General features: G+C 66.4%; 11 protein-coding genes and 6 pseudogenes. 4 read left to right on the top strand and 13 right to left on the bottom strand.

Annotation, left to right across the window (positions count from 1 at the left end):
- Positions 1 to 500 precede the first annotated feature (500 nt).
- Positions 501 to 671: pseudogene (locus tag ACFYW1_RS34325) on the top strand (SpoIIE family protein phosphatase); the annotation flags it as partial.
- Positions 672 to 739: 68 nt separating this feature from the next.
- Here the strand turns inward: ACFYW1_RS34325 and ACFYW1_RS34320 are convergent.
- From ACFYW1_RS34320 to ACFYW1_RS34275, 10 genes and pseudogenes are all read right to left on the bottom strand, one after another.
- The gene (locus ACFYW1_RS34320; RefSeq protein ID WP_389002329.1) at positions 740 to 1,546 is read right to left on the bottom strand and encodes a hypothetical protein; all 807 of its coding nucleotides are present in this window, start codon (positions 1,544 to 1,546) and stop codon (positions 740 to 742) included.
- A gap of 576 nt (positions 1,547 to 2,122) precedes the next feature.
- Positions 2,123 to 2,317 (bottom strand): annotated as a pseudogene (locus ACFYW1_RS34315) (IS701 family transposase); the annotation flags it as partial.
- Positions 2,318 to 2,391: 74 nt separating this feature from the next.
- Positions 2,392 to 3,933, bottom strand: coding sequence for a group II intron reverse transcriptase/maturase (ltrA, locus tag ACFYW1_RS34310; RefSeq protein WP_389002326.1), 1,542 nt, complete (start codon positions 3,931 to 3,933; stop codon positions 2,392 to 2,394).
- A gap of 647 nt (positions 3,934 to 4,580) precedes the next feature.
- A pseudogene (locus ACFYW1_RS34305) lies at positions 4,581 to 5,571 on the bottom strand (IS701 family transposase); the annotation flags it as partial.
- A 107-nt stretch (positions 5,572 to 5,678) separates the two neighbouring features.
- A pseudogene (locus tag ACFYW1_RS34300) lies at positions 5,679 to 6,119 on the bottom strand (transposase); the annotation flags it as partial.
- Positions 6,120 to 6,248: 129 nt separating this feature from the next.
- Positions 6,249 to 6,593: a group II intron maturase-specific domain-containing protein gene (locus ACFYW1_RS34295; RefSeq protein ID WP_389002377.1), complete on the bottom strand. Its 345-nt coding sequence runs from the start codon at positions 6,591 to 6,593 to the stop codon at positions 6,249 to 6,251.
- Positions 6,594 to 6,728: 135 nt separating this feature from the next.
- Positions 6,729 to 7,300: pseudogene (locus ACFYW1_RS34290) on the bottom strand (reverse transcriptase/maturase family protein); the annotation flags it as partial.
- A gap of 507 nt (positions 7,301 to 7,807) precedes the next feature.
- Positions 7,808 to 9,634 carry a reverse transcriptase domain-containing protein gene (locus ACFYW1_RS34285; protein ID WP_389002323.1) on the bottom strand — a complete coding sequence of 609 codons (1,827 nt, stop codon included), beginning with the start codon at positions 9,632 to 9,634 and terminating at the stop codon, positions 7,808 to 7,810.
- A 1,083-nt stretch (positions 9,635 to 10,717) separates the two neighbouring features.
- A pseudogene (locus ACFYW1_RS34280) lies at positions 10,718 to 11,050 on the bottom strand (transposase family protein); the annotation flags it as partial.
- Between the two features lie 208 nt (positions 11,051 to 11,258).
- Positions 11,259 to 12,053: a dienelactone hydrolase family protein gene (locus ACFYW1_RS34275; protein WP_389002320.1), complete on the bottom strand. Its 795-nt coding sequence runs from the start codon at positions 12,051 to 12,053 to the stop codon at positions 11,259 to 11,261.
- Between the two features lie 129 nt (positions 12,054 to 12,182).
- Here ACFYW1_RS34275 and ACFYW1_RS34270 point away from each other — a divergent pair, with 129 nt between their 5' ends.
- Positions 12,183 to 13,166, top strand: a complete 984-nt coding sequence (locus tag ACFYW1_RS34270) for a GlxA family transcriptional regulator (protein ID WP_389002317.1) — start codon at positions 12,183 to 12,185, stop codon at positions 13,164 to 13,166.
- A gap of 777 nt (positions 13,167 to 13,943) precedes the next feature.
- On the opposite strand, the gene ACFYW1_RS34265 is transcribed toward ACFYW1_RS34270, so the two are convergent.
- Positions 13,944 to 14,096, bottom strand: coding sequence for a hypothetical protein (locus ACFYW1_RS34265; RefSeq protein WP_389002314.1), 153 nt, complete (start codon positions 14,094 to 14,096; stop codon positions 13,944 to 13,946).
- 257 nt (positions 14,097 to 14,353) lie between these two features.
- Here ACFYW1_RS34265 and ACFYW1_RS34260 point away from each other — a divergent pair, with 257 nt between their 5' ends.
- Positions 14,354 to 16,033, top strand: coding sequence for a hydrogenase maturation protein (locus tag ACFYW1_RS34260; protein ID WP_389002311.1), 1,680 nt, complete (start codon positions 14,354 to 14,356; stop codon positions 16,031 to 16,033).
- 22 nt (positions 16,034 to 16,055) lie between these two features.
- On the opposite strand, the gene hypB is transcribed toward ACFYW1_RS34260, so the two are convergent.
- Both hypB and ACFYW1_RS34250 read right to left on the bottom strand, forming a co-directional pair.
- Positions 16,056 to 16,841, bottom strand: a complete 786-nt coding sequence (gene hypB / locus ACFYW1_RS34255; protein ID WP_389002308.1) for a hydrogenase nickel incorporation protein HypB — start codon at positions 16,839 to 16,841, stop codon at positions 16,056 to 16,058.
- A gap of 3 nt (positions 16,842 to 16,844) precedes the next feature.
- The gene (locus ACFYW1_RS34250; RefSeq protein ID WP_389002305.1) at positions 16,845 to 17,174 is read right to left on the bottom strand and encodes a hydrogenase maturation nickel metallochaperone HypA; all 330 of its coding nucleotides are present in this window, start codon (positions 17,172 to 17,174) and stop codon (positions 16,845 to 16,847) included.
- Between the two features lie 259 nt (positions 17,175 to 17,433).
- On the opposite strand from ACFYW1_RS34250, the gene ACFYW1_RS34245 reads away from it, so the two are divergent.
- Complete coding sequence (locus tag ACFYW1_RS34245; protein ID WP_389002302.1) at positions 17,434 to 18,489, top strand: hydrogenase expression protein HypE; 1,056 nt, start codon at positions 17,434 to 17,436, stop codon at positions 18,487 to 18,489.
- Positions 18,490 to 18,493: the final 4 nt, after the last annotated feature.

The raw sequence follows: 18,493 nt of genomic DNA, 5'->3' as shown, positions 1-18,493 counted from the left end.
CCCACTCGCCATGCGTGGCCGGGCCCGCTCGCCAAGGCTTGGGGTGGCCGGCCCATGGGCGGCGGGTTGTGGCTACGGCGTCCCCGGGGCGTCCGGACGGTCTTCCGGGCGGGAGACGCACCAGACGCAAGGGGAGAGTGTGCATGGAACTGACCATCGTGGTGCAGAATCTCGGGCTCGGCGGCCTGCGTACCGGGTCGGGGGACCCGGACCATCGCTGGCCGCTGCTGGCCGAGCGCATCAACAGCGCGGCCGAGCGGGTCGACGCCCGGCGGGTCGACGCCGTGCTGCTGCAGGAGGCCACCGGGTGGGACCGCTACGGCCACAAGCCGCTTGCCCGCGCCATGCGCGACCTGGACGCGGCCCCGCTGCTCCCGTCGCGCAGCGGGATCGGCACCGCGCTGCTCTACCACCGCGAGGTCCTGGGCCGGTGGGGACGTCACAACTCCGATTTCGGGTTCGAGGTCCTGCACGGCATCGCCGTGACCAGCTTCGACGTCGGCCTGATCGAGCGCCGGAACGAGGACATCGACACCGGGCTCGACCGGCTCGCCGCCTCCCTCGCCCGCCACCACGGGGCCGGGGCCGAAGTGCTCGCCGACGCGCTGCCGGCGGATCTGCTGCCGACGGGCGCCGACGACGACACGGCCCTCGTCATCGTCCCGCTGTAGGCGCCCGGCCGTGCGCGCCCCGCGCCCCGGAGCCGTCCGCCGGCCCCTGAACGCGGAGCGCGAAAGGTCTACTCGGGCGCCTCGATCGTCACCGGCTTGCCCAGGTCGTAGAAGTGCTGCGTGGTCGTGCTCATCACGCCAGCCGTCCGGGACTCGGCCTGCCCGCCGTAGGGCGTGAAGTCGTCCCCGAACCAGAGGATGTGCTCGCGCACGGCCGCGCCCATGAACGTGTACGGCTTCTTGTTCACGATCCGCCACGCCGTGACGTCCTCCCCGTTCTCCAGGGAGAGCACGGGCCGCTCCTGCTCGACGGTCCACTCCGGCGCCGACGCGATCATCTGGGCCGTCATCTCCGGATCGGCGAGCGCGCGGTAGAGCTTCCCGGTGGCGGCCACGATCTGCTCCTGCGGGTCACTGCTGTTCTTGTCCCCCTTGACCCACTTGCCGAGCCCCGGCGTCTTGATCCACTCGTCCTCGCCCTTGAAGACGTACGCCTTCTCCCCCTCCGGCCCCGTCATCGACCCGGCCAGCGCGGGCTCGTCCCCGAAGAGGAACCGCGACGTCCCCGACTCGTCCCCCGACTGCACGGCCTCCGTCCCCGATCCGTACGCCTTCAGGGCGGCCACCAGGCACTTCGACAGGGCCGAACCGGCCAGGGTCGTACCGCCCTTGAGCTGGAGGCCGTCGCACTCGGACGGGGTGGCGAAGGCCGGGGACGACGCCTTAGGGCTCTCGTTCCCGGGCGCGGGCCGGCCGGACGACGATTCCGAACGCGTCGGCTCGGCCGACCCGTCCGATGAGGAGCAGCCGGCCAGAAGGCCGACGGCGAGGAGGGTTCCTATGCACGTGTAGGGGCGCGGACGTACAGGTCTCATGTTGTTCGAACTCCACTGGTCACGGACGGCCCGCGACCGCGGGCCGTCTTATGGGCTCTCGCAAGCGAATCCATAGCCCCGCACCACCGGTCGTGAAGGTGTTCGCTTCACGGGCCGCGGATGCGGGCCTTTAGATCCTACTGACTTCGGCTCGTTGGGGTGAATCTGCGCGAAGTCCCTGAAGGGCCTGGAGCAATGGCTGTATCCCGTCGTGTGTGAGGTATCAGGCCCTGACCTCCAGCAAGAGACCGGCGGGCCCCTGCGTCTGGCACCCTCACGGCCGCAGTCGCGCGGATAATCGAATACCCGTGGTCCGAGCCCTCCGCAGGGTGAACCTCTCACCTCACCGGGATGCCTCCGAGCTCCTGCACAGACCGAGGCACCTGCGGTCAGCTGGGGTCACGAACGACTAGTACTGCAACGGTCTTTTGTATGATAGTGGGTCGGTTTCTGGTGGTGTGTGGCCGCGTTGTTTGTAGTGGCTGGTGCGGGCTTGGTGTTGTCGTCTTCGGCGCCAGGTCGACCGGTGCAGGATGTGCTCGACCGGTGCGGGCCGCCGGTTGGTGAGGCGGTGGATCAGGCGTCTGATCTCGGCGAGGCCGAGGTGGATGAGCTGGGAGGATCCGTTTCTGCTTTCCCGGTGTCCAGTTCGCGGGCCCACAGGACGGTGAGGCAGGCATGGGCGGCCATGGCCAGGGTGATATGGCGGTGCCAGCCGGGGTAGCGGCGAACTTGGTAGTCGTCCAGGCCGCACTCCTGCTTCGCGGTCTGGTCGGGTAGGACCGCCGCGTTGCTGCGGCGGTCCCCCCTCAGAACCGTGCGGGCCCGTTGTCCGAGCACACGGCTCAAGCAAGCCCTGATGGCTCGCGGGCGTATGCAGGTGCTGGCTTGTGTTTGCGACGTCGTTCGGCCCAGTAGTCGGCAAGGGCTGGGTCGTCGACGGACGCCGCGCCCTTGATCATCTGATGCCGGACGATCTTGGTCCAGGAGAACTTGGTGAGGTAGCGGCCGCTGTCGCGGTCGCCGAAGACCCACCGGTCCCGCCTGGCCTTGTTGAACATGCCGAAGTAGCGGGCAGTGACCCAGTGCTTCGGCTTGTTCGGGTGTGTGTGAGTTGCCCACTTGTAGACGAGCTTCCACACGTAGGCGTCCAGGGCATGGAAGATGCGGCTGGACACCGCGCTCCGGTAGTAGGCGGCCCATCCCCGGATGATCGGGTTGAGCTTGTGGATCACCGCTTCGGCGTTGGCCCCTCGCAGGGCCTTGACCTCGGCGGCCAGCCGTTTCCGGATGCGTCGCACGGCTGCCGTGCTGGGTTTGATCAGGAGCACCGTCCCGCCGCGGTAGCGGCGGATGTTGAAGCCCAGGAAATCGCAGCCCTCGTTGAGGTGGACGATGCTCGTCTTGTCCTCGTTGAAGACCAGACCTCTGGGTTTCAACCACGTGGCCAGTCGCGTCTGGATCTGCTCGGCCTCAACTCTGGAATGAGCAAAGGCAAGCAGGTCGTCAGCGTATCTGATCAGCACCGGCGAGCCCGGTCTTGTTTCACCGGCGTGTGATCCGCCGGTGAAATAGCGGACTCCGGCAGCCTCCTCCATTCCATGGAGAGCAATGTTGAGCAGAAGGGGACTGATCACGCCGCCTTGAGGCGTTCCTTCCTCAGTGGCGGTGAAGCACTCCTTCTCGATGACTCCGGCCTTCAGCCATCGGGTGACCATTCTCGTGGCGGGAAAGGTTCCCAGCATCTCGATGAGGTGAGCGTGATCGATGCGGTCGAATGCCGCTGCCAGATCCGCGTCCAGTACCCACTTCCGCTTCGGGATCTTCCCGTGCGCGACCGTGAAAATCGCCTGGATCGCATCCTGACATCCCCTGCCCGTCCTGAACCCATAAGACTTCGGCTCGAACCGGGCTTCCCATTCGGGTTCCAGCGCATTGACTGCCTTGGCTTGCAGGACTCTGTCAATGATGACCGGAATCCCGAGGGGACGCCGCTTTCCGTTGCTCTTCGGAATGTAGACGCGCCGGGCGGGCTTGGGCTTCCACGAAGCTGAGCCGTGCTGGACCCAGGTGGCCAACTCGGCCTTTCCCGGGTTTGTGAGCACGGCTCTGCCGTCGATGCCCGCCGTCCGGCGACCAGCGTTGGTCTCCGTCACCCGTCGCACGCTGACCAGCGTGTTACTGCGGCTGCGGAGCATCAGTTTCTGCAAGTTGCGGACCCTCTTCAGGTCCCCGGCCTGCGACGCCGCGAAGATGCGCTGGCGCAGACGACGTACGTTCCCCTCGGCGGCATCCCAGTCGATCGCATGCCAGTCGAGCAGCTCGTCTTCGGGTCCGTTCACCGGGCCGCTCGGCGGCACAGCGTCTAACGTGTCCTTCAGTTCCATCGTCCTTGTCATCGTTCTCTTCGCAGGCTCACCTGACCCACGTCAGCACCCTTTCGGGCCGGGTCACCTGGACCCTGTCCGGCCAGTTATGCGGGATGGCTGGTGGAGTGACCAGCTGTTGTGTCCCGGTTTCCTGTTGCCTTTCGGCCACCGGCGTTTGCTTCTTGGGTCATCCTGTTCCCGCCGGGGGATTGAGCGTTCCTTGCGGTCGGCCTACCCGGTGCACGAAGCGACCAGGACCCCTTCGGGGTTTCCACGTTCTGCATGAGCGAGATGCGAGCGGGGTGGGTGCCCTCTCTACCCCGGGACGGCGGTGCTCTCCCGGCTGACTGCTTCTCTCCAGCCGGCGCCTGCCGCTTCTCAACGGCCAGTCCTTTACCCCGCTGAAACATCCCATCGGCGGGGTTCGAAGTTACGAGGCATAGCCAAGGGTTCATTCGCATTCACCCGTCCACTCATTCCCCTTGCCTGTAACTCCCGGATGGAACAGGAGTCCTTGGGCTTTTCCCCCGGGCTTCGCACCCTCCCGTTACCAGGAACGCACGCCGGGGCGGGGACAGGCCCTGAACACTGGCCCGGAACTACACCTTCCTCAACGGAACCTCCTCTCGGTGAGTTCACTCAGCTCAAGCAGCCTCGTGTCGCACGAAGCATTCCTCGATCGCCCAGCGGCTGCCGGCGATGCGGATCAGCTCGTCCAGGGTGGTGTCGTCGGGGCAGTAAGCGATGCAGTAGGAGAGTTCTTCGGGGCGGGCGACGCTGCGGCGGGCGATCACCCAGTGCCGGCGGTCGGGCCGGTGCCAGGGGCGCACCTCGACACGCGCCCAGTCGTAGACGCGGGGCCCGTGGGCGCCCGCACCGCACGAGCGGCGTTTCCACTTCTGCCGGGGCAGGCCGGGGAAGAGATCGCTCACCGGGTGGTCGATCGCCCAGCGAGTGACAACCGTGTCGTGGCGGGTGGTGGCCATGACGTGGAAGACGTCCGCCTGTTCCAGCTCGGAGCGCCAGCCCTTGCTGTAACCGTAGCCGGCATCCGCGGTCACCCAGCGGAACGGGATCTTGTCGGCAATCGCCCGGCGGACCATCGCCTTGGCCATCGCCACCTTGGTCGTGAAACCGACCGCATCGTCGACGCCGGCCCGGCGGCAACGCTCACGGTCGTCCGTCCAGGAGGCGGGCAGATACAGCCGACGGTCGATCAGCGTCCGCCCGAGCGGGGCCGCATAGGCGAGAAAGACACCGACCTGGCAGTTCTCCGTGCGGCCGGCGGTGCCGGAGTACTGCCGCTGCACCCCGGCGGAGCCGGTGCCCTTCTTCAGAAAGCCGGTGTCGTCCACGATCAGGACCGCACCCGGGTCGCCGAGATGCTCGGCCACGTACGCACGCACATCGTCCAGAACCTCGTCGGCGTCCCACTCGATCCGGTTCAGAAGCCGGTGGATGCGGTCCGGGCCTGCATGGCCCGCTTCCTCAGCCAACGTCCAGCCGTTCTTCCGCTCCAGCGGCGCCATCAACCCCCGCATATAGGGCAAGAGCAGACTCACGCGGCTCCGACCTGCTGAACCGATGCAGAAAGCGCCCCTGCACCGCACTCAACTCACCGGCCCACGAACCGACCTCAGCAAGATGCCCACCCATGACCACACCAACGATCGACCTGCCCACCCGTCACAGCAAGCACCGTTGCAGTAGCGCTGTCCCGTAAATGATCTACGGCATGCTGGTTGACCAGCGTTGTTTCCCGGTCATCCGGCGAGGGTGAGGTTGTGGAGGCGGGCGATGCCGAGTATGGCGTGGTGGACGCCGTCGCCTTTCAGGCGGCAGTCTCGGAGGATCTTCCAGGTCTTCATCCGCGCGAAGGCATGCTCGACTCGGGCGCGGACCTTGCGGTGGGAAGCGTTGTGTTCTTCTTTCCAGTCCGGGAGTTCGGTCTGGCCGCGTTCGCGGCGGTGCGGAATGATCAGGCCGGTGCCGCGGTAGCCACCGTCCGCGATCACCGTGGTCCTGCCGACGGCGTCCTTCGCGCCGGACAACTCCCACGCTTTGCAGTCGTTGCGGTTGCCGGGCAGCGGCCGGCCGACGGCGACGACGAGCCGGGTGTCCGCGTCGATGACGACCTGGTGGTTGGTGGAGTACCGGTAGTTCTTCGACCGCTCGGCGATGGTGTGGTCGCGGGTGGGCACCAGGTGAGGTCGACCCGGGGCGCCCTGCCGACGTTTCCGTCGGTGGGTTTCCCCGAACCGCCTCCCGCACCCGCCGTGCGCGTTTCCACGCAACGGGCGCTCCGCAAGTCCCGGTGGTTCAACTGGCCTTCCTCATGCTGTGCTCGGCCATGGCGAGGGGATTTCCCTTCCCCGGTAGGAGTAATAGACGATCTTTACTGCCCCCGGATTGAAGAGGGTTGTCTCGCTGGTGGCGGGCCACCATCCGTCGCTGGTGTTCTTGCGCCGGATTTCCTTCCAGTTGGTTCGCCGGTGTTTGCGGCGCAGCCATCCAAAGACCTGCTTCCAGGTGTAGGCCCGCAGGTAGTTGAAGGTCGCCTTCGACGAACCGTGCTTGAAGTAGGCGGTCCAGCCCCGCAGCACCTGATTGAGCTGGTGCAGCAGAGCATCGAGTGGCAGGTTCACGTCCTGCCAGCACAACTTCTTCACCTTGGCCATGATGGAGCGGAGCGCCTTCTTGGCCGGATAGAGGTAGACGAAGTGTTTGCTGGTGCCTCGTTTCCGGTGGCGCTGGATGTGCCAGCCGAGAAAGTCGAGACCATCCTCGATATGGGTAATCAGTGTCTTCTCCCGCGACAGACGCAAGCCCACCGTGGCAAGCACAATCGCGATCTCCTCACGCAGTCCCTCTGCGTCACCTCGGGTACCCGATACCGCCAGGCACCAGTCGTCCGCGTACCGGATCAACCGGTAGTTGGGCAGACCGTTCCGGCGACGCTTGGCCTGCTGATATTGCTTGGCACGAGGTCCGCCCGGCGCCTGGGCGATGTACTCGTCCAGCACGGACAGGGCCACGTTGCTCAGCAATGGAGAGAGATCGACCCTTGCGGAGTACCGGCGTCAGTCGGCCTCAAGGACTTGTCCTCGCCGAGGATGCCTGCCTTGAGAAATGCCTTCACCAGGGCCAGAACGCGTTTGTCTCCGATGCGCCTTCGCACCCTGTCCCTCAAGGCTGGATGCGAAATTTCATCGAAGCAGGCAGCAATGTCACCTTCCACGATCCACTCATACGAGCGGGAGGTAAGGTGACGCACTTCCGCCACCGCGTCATGGGCCCGGCGCTTCGGACGGAACCCGTAACTCTGTGGGTGAAAATCCGCCTCGAAGATCGGCTCCAACACCAGCTTCAAGGATGCTTGGACCACGCGGTCGGTGACGGTCGCAATTCCGAGGCGAAGGAGCTTTCCGTTCGCCTTGGGAATGAGCCGCTCCCGCACCGGCAACGGGCGGAAACTACGGTCCTTCAACGCCGACCGCAGTTCGTCGAGGAATACCTCGACTCCTCGCACCGCCTCCACGTAGTGAGCAGTTCGTCCGTCCACTCCGGCGGTGCGTGCACCCTTGTTACCCCGCACCCGAGCCCACGCAACCAGAAGGAAGGCGGGATCGGTAACAAGGTTGAACAGGTCGTCGAACCGGCGGTGAGGATCACCGCTGGCCCACTGGTGCAGCTTGGTCTGAATCTCCAGTACCCGGCGCTCGCCCCAGTAAAGGGCCGACTCCAGTTCGTCGGTATTCACCGGCGAAATCCTCCTGGCATTCCAGTTTCCTCCCTGCTGACTTGCTGGTCCCGCAGGGTAGGCCGCCGGCGAGGTGTCCGCTGATGCGGACCCTTTTCCGACGGCCCCCCACCGAACCGGGCATGCGACTTATCACCGCACCCGGCTCTCCAGCGTCGATTCAATCGAGTCCTGCCGAATAGGGAATCCGCTGTGGATTCCGTTGTGGCAGTCACGGCAGACGATCAGGGTTTTGCGGCGGCGCGATGCCATCTGCTTTGCCCAGTCAGGCTGTTCAGCCTGACTCCCGGAGCGAAGGTCACTCAGACGCCGAATGTGGTGCACTTCGACTTCTGTTCGCGCCTTGCAGAGTTCGCAACGGCCGGACATGAGCCGGTCGATGAGTTCTGCGGGACGCTTCCTCCAAACCGCAGGAAGGTCGTCTTTGAGAGTTACCCTCGTGGTCCTTCGGGCCAGCGAGACCCCGCCCCAACGGGCGACCAGTGGCTTCTTTCCTTTGCCGCGTTCGACCTTGATCTGTAGACCCCTTCGGGGTCCAGCAGGTGTCTGCCAGGTGGCACGGTAGCGATTCCAGACCTTGTTGACGCTGATCTTGTTCTTATGTCCCAGCGTCTTGGTCAGGGAGCGTTCCGTGATCCACCTCAGCAGGCCGAGGCGATGCCGGTTGTAGGCCAGCTGGTAATACTCCGCGAGGCCCCGGAACTCTGACTGAAACCGCGTGACGATCCGGAAATCCGAGTCGTGCACGCGCTCCAGCAGGGCGGCCGGTTTGCCGCGGCGCATGTAGGGCTTGCATTTTCCGCGCACGACGTCCATTGGCACTTTCAGGCCGATCTGCCCGTTGATAGAGCGATGACCGTTCCGATCGCGCTTGGCATCGTCGTGCAGGACCACGATTTCGTAGCCGAGGAAGCGAGCGGCCTGTGTCCGCCCGTGGGTAATCAAGGTCTTCGGCTCGGAGAGTTCCAGCTTCAACCGGTTCCGCAGGAACTTCCCGATCTTCTCCTTGATGTACTCGGCCTCCCGTCGTGTACCGGAGAACCCCAGCAGCCAATCGTCCGCGTAGCGGACGTAGTGCAGCCGTCGGAAGCCAGGATCGTTTGGATCGTGCGAGGGGAGCTGTTGCAGTTGACGACGCAACTGTCGTGCTTCCTCGCGCTGTCCGCGTTTTTCCAGCTTCCAAGCCGCCTTGTGTATCCGCATGTACGGAAGATACGGCTTGCGGCGGGCTCCCTGGTTGAAGAGGGGTAAGAGTGTTGTCTCGACGTACTTGTCCAACCGGTTCAGGTAGATATTGGAGAGCAAGGGGCTCAGAACACCCCCTTGTGGCGCACCACTCAATGTTTCGTGGTAGCGCCATTCCTCCAGATATCCGACCTGGAGAAGTCCGTCGATCAGCCGCAGGAAGCGGCTGTCGTGAATGTCCTCGGCCAGGACGGAATGCAAGACTCCGTGATCCAGCCGGTCAAAACACTGGGAGATGTCTCCCTCGACGAACCAGGTGACACTACGCCACGTCTCAGATACTTCCGTGAGCGCAGTGTGACATCCCTTTTCTGGTCTGAAGCCGTGAGAGCGGTCGGAGAACTGCGGCTCGTAATACGCTTCCAACAGGGAGCGGATCACTTCTTGCAGCAGCTTGTCCGACCACGAAGGCAGACCCAGAGGGCGACGCTTCGCGGGAGATCCCTTCTTTTCGATGTATACGCGTCGAACCGGGGTCCACCGATAGCGCTCATACCGCAGCGCATCGATGATCGCCTGAATCTTCTTCAGACTCATACCATCCACGGTCTCCTGGGTGGAGCCGGGTGTCATAGAGCCGTCATTGCGATAGATCTTCCCGTAGGCCCGCAAGTACAGCTCTGGGTTGAATAAGTGCCGATACAGCCTCTCCAGTGGCAATCCTCTCTTGCCGCGTTCATGGATGATCTCCATCAGGGCTTCGGCTCTCTGCATTACGCGTACCTTGCCTCTCCGGATATCGTGGACACCTGTGCCACTTGGCCCTGTAAGCGGCTCTCCCGCTCTCCTCGGTGGGGCGTTACTCCCACGACTACTACTGGCACTCCGTCACCGTAGGGCTCGCGCCCCTTAGGTGATCCCGAATTCCTCTTGCGTTGGACGTATCGAGCGTGACGTAGGCGGCCTGTCCGTTCCCTTGAGTGAGCTCGTTGCCCACCGTCCACCAGTCGGAAGGGTTGGGGCGAAGCAAAGGGGATTCGCCTGATGCTGGTGGCTCCGCTCCGGGCGTTGTATGTCGGAGGATGCACATTTCCATCCCTGGGAACTGGGCTTCAAACAGTCTGGTCTTCGCCATATCACACGGACTTTGCGCGGCAGCGCTATAAACGCCTTCACAACGCTCCACGCTTTCCCGCCATGCTGTTGTCCCCTCGCGCTTTCGCGTCCAGGTGAGGCGGGTAGTCCAGAGGCTTCTCCTTCCGAACCTCTACTCTCTGAGAGAGTGATCCAACGCCGAGTTAGACGGCGCAACTTCGCCATGTGCGTGCCTCTCGCGCGCTCGGACTACTACGGGACCTCCGCCCCATCCCACGGCCCTCGGCCGGCGACGGGCCTGCCCTGGACCAAGCTGGCGGCCTGGTCCGTAGGGCGACCGGGGATGGTTCCCACGTTCACTCGATGACCGGTCGACGAGGGAGGCGCCCAGCTCTTGCTCCGGCAGCATCGCCACGACTACGCCGCAGTCCTTCATCGTGGCCTCCCCACCGACGGCACTACGCGGCTTCGGAGTTGACCACCAGAGTGGTCACGCACTGCATCCCGGCCCATATCCACCAGATTGGAGCCGGTTCGTCGCTTACGGAGCTTTGCCACTGGTTCCTCTCGTACACCTTCTCGTCTCGCTTGCCGGACCCGCACTGTCTGGCAGTGCCAGCACGTCCCGGCGTTGTCAGGGCTGCTTCCCACCCACACCGGCGCCCCCCCGGATCAGGCTGCCCTCAGCTTCAACCGGACTGCTGCGACAGCCCGGTGGCGTAGTCCTTCCACCCCCGCCCGGTCATCAAGCGCCTCGTGGCGCACAGTGCCGTCCACGATCAGCACGGTGTCCTTGCGAAACCGCCTGCGCGGCTGGAGCGCGAGCGAAGGACCCAGGTGATCGACGATCCGGTCGGCCGCCGACTTCGACACCCCGAACAACGGAGCCAGTTGGCGCAGGGTGAAGTTCGTGCGCCGGTACGCGGCGACCAGCAGGACCCGGTCCTCCAGCGGCAGACTCCAGGGCCGGCCCTTGCGGACCGGGTCGGCACCCTCGCGCCGCAGCGCGGTGACCAGCTTGCCGAACTGCCGCGGGCTCAGCCCGGTGAACGGGACTATCCAGGACGGCTCCGACGCCACAATCACACCAACCACGGCAAGATCATCTCACCTCTGACCAGCAATTACGGGACAGCGCTTACTGCAACCGAATCTCTGACTCAGGTCACTGGGGCACGTGTTCCCGTTCATGGTCATCCAGGCCGGCGAAGATTTCCCCCCGTCCCGACCCGGCCGCCTGTCGGACCCTTGCCACCGTCGGTGTCGCCCCCGACCAGCAAGGCCGGGACGGGCCGTGCAGGGATCATTCCTGCCGTGTCCCGAGCCGTTCGGCCAGGAAGGCGATGATCTCGTTCCGGGCCTGCACGGTGGGGTGACCGTCCTGGTCGACGAGATGCGCTGTGACGACGCTGTGGGCGCAACCGACGACATCACGGAAGAAGGGTGGCGGGTTGGTGTTCGCCGTCCCGGATCTGAGTACGCGGCCGTCGAACGCGTCCCCGAGCAGTGCCCGGTAGGCCGCGAACCGCCGACCGGTGCACCACCTGTCGTTGTCGAATCGGTAAGCGAGAACCTTCAACCCGTCTCGCGCCACGCGTTCGGCCACGGCAGCAGCGTCCTCGTCACCGATCTCCAGACCGGCGTCGTCGTCGAGCGGAAGCGACGGATGGTTCACCACCGGTGCGACGACAGCGGGTTCGAGCGCCATGGTCAAGGCGAAGTTGCCGGTGAAACACAGACCGACGGCGCCGACACCGGGCCCGCCGCGCTCGGTGTGCGCCAGGCGAGCGAGGCCGCGCAGCCATGTGACGACGGGGCTGGTACCTCCACCGGCAAACGCTCGAAACTCGGCGCTGACACACGCGCGTCGTACGACGGTCTCCTGCGCCTCGGCGAGCGGATAAGCACCGTCGACCCCGAAAAGAGAGGGCATGTACACGGAGAAGCCGGCATCGCGCACCCAGCGAGCGAACCGGGCGACGTCGGGGCTGATGCCCGGCATCTCGGGCATGAGGACGACGGCCGGCCCTGCCCCGGAGACATAAACGGTCTTGTCGACGTCATCGACGCCGACGGTCCTCCGCGCGAAGTCGTCCAAGGGGTCACTCTGTCCTCGCATGATTGTCATGACCGAGATGGTGACGAGTGGCCGCCCTCTTGGAGAAGAGGCGGTATCGCCATGTATCCCGGTAATATCGCCATCCGATCAAGGTGCCGGAGGGGCCGTATGAGTCCGTTGCGCGTAGGTGTGCTGGCCTACCCCGGCTGCTTCGCGTCGGAGGTGTTCGGAGTCCCCGACCTCCTGACGATGGCCACTCACGTCGCTGCGGCGAACGGGTCGGTTCAGCCGGCTCACGAGACGTCGGTCATCTCGCCCCGGCGGCGTGTGATCGCGTCCGGCGGCTCGGCCCTCGACGTCTCAGCGGTCCGCCCGGTGGACGTCCTGATCGTGCCGGGCTTCGAGCTTTCGCCCACGCTCGATCTCGACGCGACCCTCGCGAACCTGAGGCCGGAAGTGGCATCGATTCGATCGCAGGCTGCCGCCGGGACCGCCGTCGTATCGATCTGCGTGGGCGCCTTCCTGGTCGCTGAAGCCGGGCTGCTCGGCGGACGCGAGGCGACCACGTCCTGGTTGTTCGCGGACCGGTTCGCCCGCCGGTACGCCGACGTACGTCTCCGCTCTGAGAGACTGGTTGTGACCGACCGGGGGATAACGACCACGGCGGCCTTCAGCGCCATGTACGACTTCGCGCTGCAATTCATCCGCGAACACGACGGCCCCCGCGTCGCCCGCAGCACCGCGCGCATCGCGCTCGTCGACGACGCACGCTCCACGCAGGCTCCCTATGTCGACTCGCGGCTCGTCCCCACCGCGGGCGGTGATTTCTCGCTCGGCGTCAAGCGTTGGCTCGACCAGAATCTCAGCGCTCGTTACGACTTGCCCGCCCTCGCCCAGAAGTTTCACGTGAGCACGAGAACCATGCTCCGTCGTTTTGGCGACGAAGCCGGCGAGACGCCACTCGCCTACCTGCAGACGGTCCGGGTGCGTCGAGCCAGACACCTGCTGGAGACGACCGACAAGACCGTCGCGGGCATCGCCGCCGACGTCGGATACCTCGACCCCGGGACATTCAGCGGCGTCTTCGCCAGACACACGGGTCGACGGCCGGGGGAGTATCGCGCGATGTTCCGTCGTCGCCATGACAGGTGACAGCACCCACACCCGCTGCCCCGCCACCGAGCCGAGCGCCCACTCGATGTCCACGCCTGCGCGGCGCCGACCGCGCCGCCTGAGCAGGAGCGGTACCGGCCCGCGGATCGGCCCCTCCGCGGCGACCACCACGATCCCGTCAGCAGCGTTCCGACAGCTCGAAAAGACACTTCCCGGCTTCCAGGCGCCGGGGCACCTGCAGGTGCCCTTCCCGGGCGCGGAACTGCTCCGCAAACCTGGCGAATCAAAACAGACAGCCCACTCCCGCCGACGTGAACACTGATCAGATGTCCTCTCGGCACAGCACCAACATCCGTGCGGGCGGATGCGCCACGTTCCATAAGGACGCTGTCGCGCTCTACCACGTCGCGGCCGGGCAGCGGACGTACGCGGCGGTGGCCGCGGATCTCGGCATCACCGCGGAGTCGCTTCGGACCTGGGTGCGCAAGGACGGGGCCGGGGCCGTGCCCGGGGCCGCGACGGCAGCGAGGGCGCGGCCGAGGAGCCGGTCTTCCACGGCCTCAAGCGCGAGCTGCTCCACGGCCGCCGCCGGACCCCGAAGGCCCAGGCCCGGCCCGAGCTGTTCCGCCGGCTGTCGTACTGCAACCGGCGCCGTCGGCACTCCGCGCTCGGCCACCTCACACCAGCCGGGTCCGAACAGCAACTGTCCACATCACGTACGCGGTCACTCGTCGCGTGAAACCCGGTGTCCACTCCTGGAGATCAGCCTCGCGTTGCCCCTGACCCCATCCCCGCATCGATCTCGTGTTGCTTCAGTCAGTTCCGCAGTGTCTCGCGTGAGCCGCTGCCGAGCTTGTCGGCGACCGCCTGCGGAGCGGCCGTCCCGTTCGGGTAGCCGTCGCCCACATCGGCGACCATGCGCACCGCGCCGCGGCGGAGCTCAAGCGGGTAACGGGGAGGCGATGCCACGACTCGTTCCTCCCGTGAAATCAGATCTGCATTCGTGTGGAGACAATTCGGGCCGTCCCATGCCCGGACGGTGCCTCTGCCAGGTTGTGGCCCGGCTCGGTGCTGTGAGCCCGGCAAGCGCAGTAGCGCGTCGGCTCCCTGGCCGCTCTGTGCGCTTCGGGTGAATTCCCGGCATGTTCTTGCCGAGTGAGCCCCTCTGGGCAAGAACCCACGCCCACGCTCGATCAGGACGGACTGCAAGCCCCTGGGAGATCGCCATGCACATCCTGCTTGTCGCAAGCGCTTTCAACAGCCTCACCCAACGTGTCCAGGCCGAGTTGAGGGACCACGGGCACTCCGTTGCCGTGCAACTCGCGCACGAGGAAGGCCCGGTCCGGGAAGCCGTCCGCCGGGAGCGCCCGGCCCTTATTGTGGCGCCGTACCTGAAGTCCGCGATCCCGAGAGACATCTGGTCGGTCCACACCTGTCTCGTCGTCCATCCGGGGCCGGTCGGCGACCGCGGGCCTTCCTCCCTGGACTGGGCCGTCCATGAGGGAGCGGACCGCTGGGGCGTCACCGTGCTTCAGGCGAACGCGGAGATGGACGCGGGTGACGTCTGGGCGTCCGTGACCTGTCCGTTGCCCCCGGTGGGCAAGAGCGACCTGTACCGCAACGAGATTTCGGACGCCGCCGTGGAGGCGGTGCTTCTGGCGGTCGGACGCTTCGCGTCGGGGACGTACACCCCGGTGCCGCAGGCCTCCGGCGGCGGCTGCCGCCCCCTGTTCCGCCAGTCGCTGCGCCGCATCGACTGGCGGTCGGACTCCACCGCGACGGTGGTCCGCAAACTCAGGGCGGCGGACTCCCAGCCCGGTGTGCTCGACGAGTTGCTGGGCGGCGAGTGGTTCCTGCACGGCGGGTGTCCCGAGTCCCGGCTGGGTGGGCGTCCGGGGGATGTGGTGGCCACCCGGAACGGCGCGATCTGTCGGGCGACCACCGATGGCGCGGTGTGGATCCCCGAGCTGCGGCCACGGCGGACGCCGGGCGGCCCGGCCACCTTCAAGCTCCCCGCCACCACGGCGCTGTCCGGGCGACTGTCCGCCGTGCCCGAGCGGCCGGCTCCGCTGCACCGGACCGGGGACGACGACACCTGGTCCGAGATCGGCTACCGGGAGGGGGCCGGGACCGGCTTCCTGTCGTTCTCCTTCCGCAGCGGCGCCATGAGCACGGAGCAGTGCCGACGCCTGCTGTGCGCCTACCGGTTCGCCTGCTCCCGGCCCACCTCGGTGCTGGTCGTCGGTGGCGGCCGGGACTTCTTCTCCAACGGCATCCACCTCAACGTGATCGAGGCAGCGGCCGATCCCGGCGCCGAGTCCTGGGCCAACATCAACGCCATGGACGACCTGGTGGAGGCGGTGCTGACGACCACGGACCGGCTCGTCGTCGCCGCCCTGGCCGGGAACGCCGCAGCGGGCGGGGTGATGCTGGCCCTCGCCGCCGACGAGGTGTGGTGCAGGGCGGGCGCGGTACTCAATCCGCACTACCGCCTGATGGGGCTGTACGGATCGGAGTACTGGACGTACACGCTGCCGCGACGGGTGGGGGCGGCAGCGGCCGACCGGCTCATGCGGGACGCTCTGCCGGTCAGTTCCGCCGCGGCGCACCGGCTCGGGCTGATCGACAGGGTGATCCCGTGCGCCCCCCAGTGGTTCGACTCGGAAGTCGGCGCCCTGGCAACCCGCCTGGCAGCCCTGCCCGCGACGCAGTCCCGGATCCACGCGAAGAAGGAGGAGCGGGACCGGGTCGACCTGGCCCCGTACAGGGAGGCCGAACTTGTCCGCATGCATCGCATCTTCGCGGACCCTCACCACCCGTACCACGGGCTGCGCCGGGCTTTCGTCCGCAAGGAGCGTCCCGCGTCCGGCGCCGCGGTCCCGCACCCCCTGGTCCCCCGGGACTGACGACGGTGCGGCGGCGGAGCGGCTACCGCTGCTCCGCCAGCCAGTCGTACCAGTGCGCCAGCCCCTCACCGGTGGTCGCGGAGACCGTCAGCACGCGCACGTCCGGGTTCACCGAGCGCGCGTGCTGCGCGCACTGCTCGACGTCGAAGTCGACATGGGACAGCAGATCGGACTTGTTGATCAGGATCAGGTCGGCAGCGGCGAACATGTACGGGTACTTCAGCGGCTTGTCCGTGCCCTCGGTGACCGAGATGATCACGACCTTGCTGCGCTCCCCGAGGTCGAACAGGGCGGGGCACACCAGGTTTCCGACGTTCTCCACCATGAGTAGCGACCCCTCGGCCGGGGACAGCGCCGTGAGGGCATCCCACATCATCTCCGCGTCGAGGTGGCACCCCGCCCCTGTGTTCACCTGCACCACGGCGCAGCCCGTACGCCTGATCCGGTCGGCGTCGAGTCTCGTCTCCTGATCGCCCTCGATGACGGCCACCGGCCGACGGCCGCCGAGGTCGGTGACGGCGCGTTCCAGCAGGGTTGTCTTGCCTGCGCCCGGCGAGCTCATCATGTTCACGGCCACCACGCCACGGTCGGTCATCCAGGTCCGGTTGCGCTCCGCGAGCAGGTCGTTCTTGGCGAGTACCTTCTGCTCGATGGTGACGGTCTCACCGGCTCCACTCGGCTGACGACGCTCGTGCGGATGAGGGTGCGGGTCCGGATGCGGATGACCGTGCTCCGGTGCACCATCCTCCCGCAGCATCACGATCCTGGTCCCACCGGCCTCCTCGGCACAGCCGCAGGTACCGCACATGGTTCAGCCCACTTCCATGGAAACGATCTGCAGTTCCCGTCCCGATGTGATCTCCACATCCGCGCTGCCGCAGGGACACAGCAGAATCAGGTCGGTCAAGGTGAATTCGACGGTACAGGTGCGGCAGCGGCCGGCGCCGGGCGGCTGGTCGATCTCCAACTGCGCGCCCTCAGCGGCCGTTCCCTCCGTAACCAGGCCGAAGCAGAACCGCATCGAGTCGGGCACCACGGCCGTGAGCACGCCGACGCGGACGCGGACCGACCGGACCGAACGCCCCCCGGCGCGTTCGCACACCGAATCGACGACGCTCTGTGTGATGGCCAGCTCGTGCACCGGTGCCTCGACCTTCCGCGGGTGGCTCCGACCGTAGGGCCACGGAAGGACCGTGGCACCGCCCGACAGGACCGGTCCCCCGCCCGGACCACCCGAGCGGCCCACCGTATGCCGTCATTCGGGCCCCGGTGACGCGGCGGGACGGCGAATTCCCCTGTTGCCGGTGTCCGCGAATCGAGGCGTGATGGTAGCAATGTGCGCATACCCACCTGTGGGGGCCGATGGCCGGTAGGCCGTCATTCTGAAAGGCGGCACTGCCATGCCGACAGAAGAAGCGGTAAAGGCGGAGGACACACTGATCCATGTGCTGTGGATCAACGCAGGCCTGAGCTGCGACGGCGATTCCGTCTCCCTGACCGCCGCCACGCAGCCGAGCATCGAGGAAATCGCGCTCGGCGCCCTGCCGGGACTTCCGCAGGTCGCTGTCCACTGGCCGCTCATCGATTTCGAATGCGGTCCGAACGGCGGCGCCGACGATTTTCTCGAATGGTTCTTCAAAGCCGATCGCGGAGAACTTGAACCGTTTGTTCTTGTGGTCGAGGGCTCCATTCCGAACGAGCGGTTGCACGACGAAGGTTACTGGTGCGGGTTCGGCAACGATCCCGCCACGGGCCAGCCCATGACGACCAGCGAGTGGCTCGACCGGCTGGCTCCGAAGGCGACCGCGGTCGTCGCGGCCGGCACCTGTGCGACGTACGGCGGCATCCACGCCATGGCGGGCAACCCGACCGGTGCAATGGGGGTTCCCGACTACCTGGGCTGGGACTGGAAGTCCAAAGCCGGCATCCCGATCGTGTGCGTCCCCGGGTGCCCGATCCAGCCGGACAACCTCTCGGAGACGCTCACCTACCTGCTCTACATGGCCACCGACCAGGCCCCGATGATCCCGCTCGACGACGCGCTGCGGCCGACGTGGCTGTTCGGGTCGACGGTCCACGAGGGCTGTGACCGGGCCGGGTACTACGAGCAGGCCGACTTCGCGACGGAGTACGGCTCGCCGAAGTGCATCGTCAAGCTGGGCTGCTGGGGTCCCGCGGTCAAGTGCAATGTGCCCAAGCGCGGCTGGATGAACGGCATCGGCGGCTGTCCCAACGTCGGCGGCATCTGCATCGGCTGCACCATGCCCGGCTTCCCGGACAAGTTCATGCCGTTCATGGACGAGCCCCCCGGAGGAAAGCTCTCGACCAACGCGGTCGGGCCGTACGGGGCGACGATGCGGCGGCTGCGCCACCTCACCACCCACACCCTGGACCGCGAACCGAAATGGCGTAAGCCCGGCGGGAAACTCACGACCGGCGCCACACGCACCTGGTGAGCGA

Source organism: Streptomyces sp. NPDC002669, assembly GCF_042889165.1.
Lineage (GTDB): Bacteria > Actinomycetota > Actinomycetes > Streptomycetales > Streptomycetaceae > Streptomyces.
This window is presented reverse-complemented; position numbering and strand designations above follow the sequence as displayed.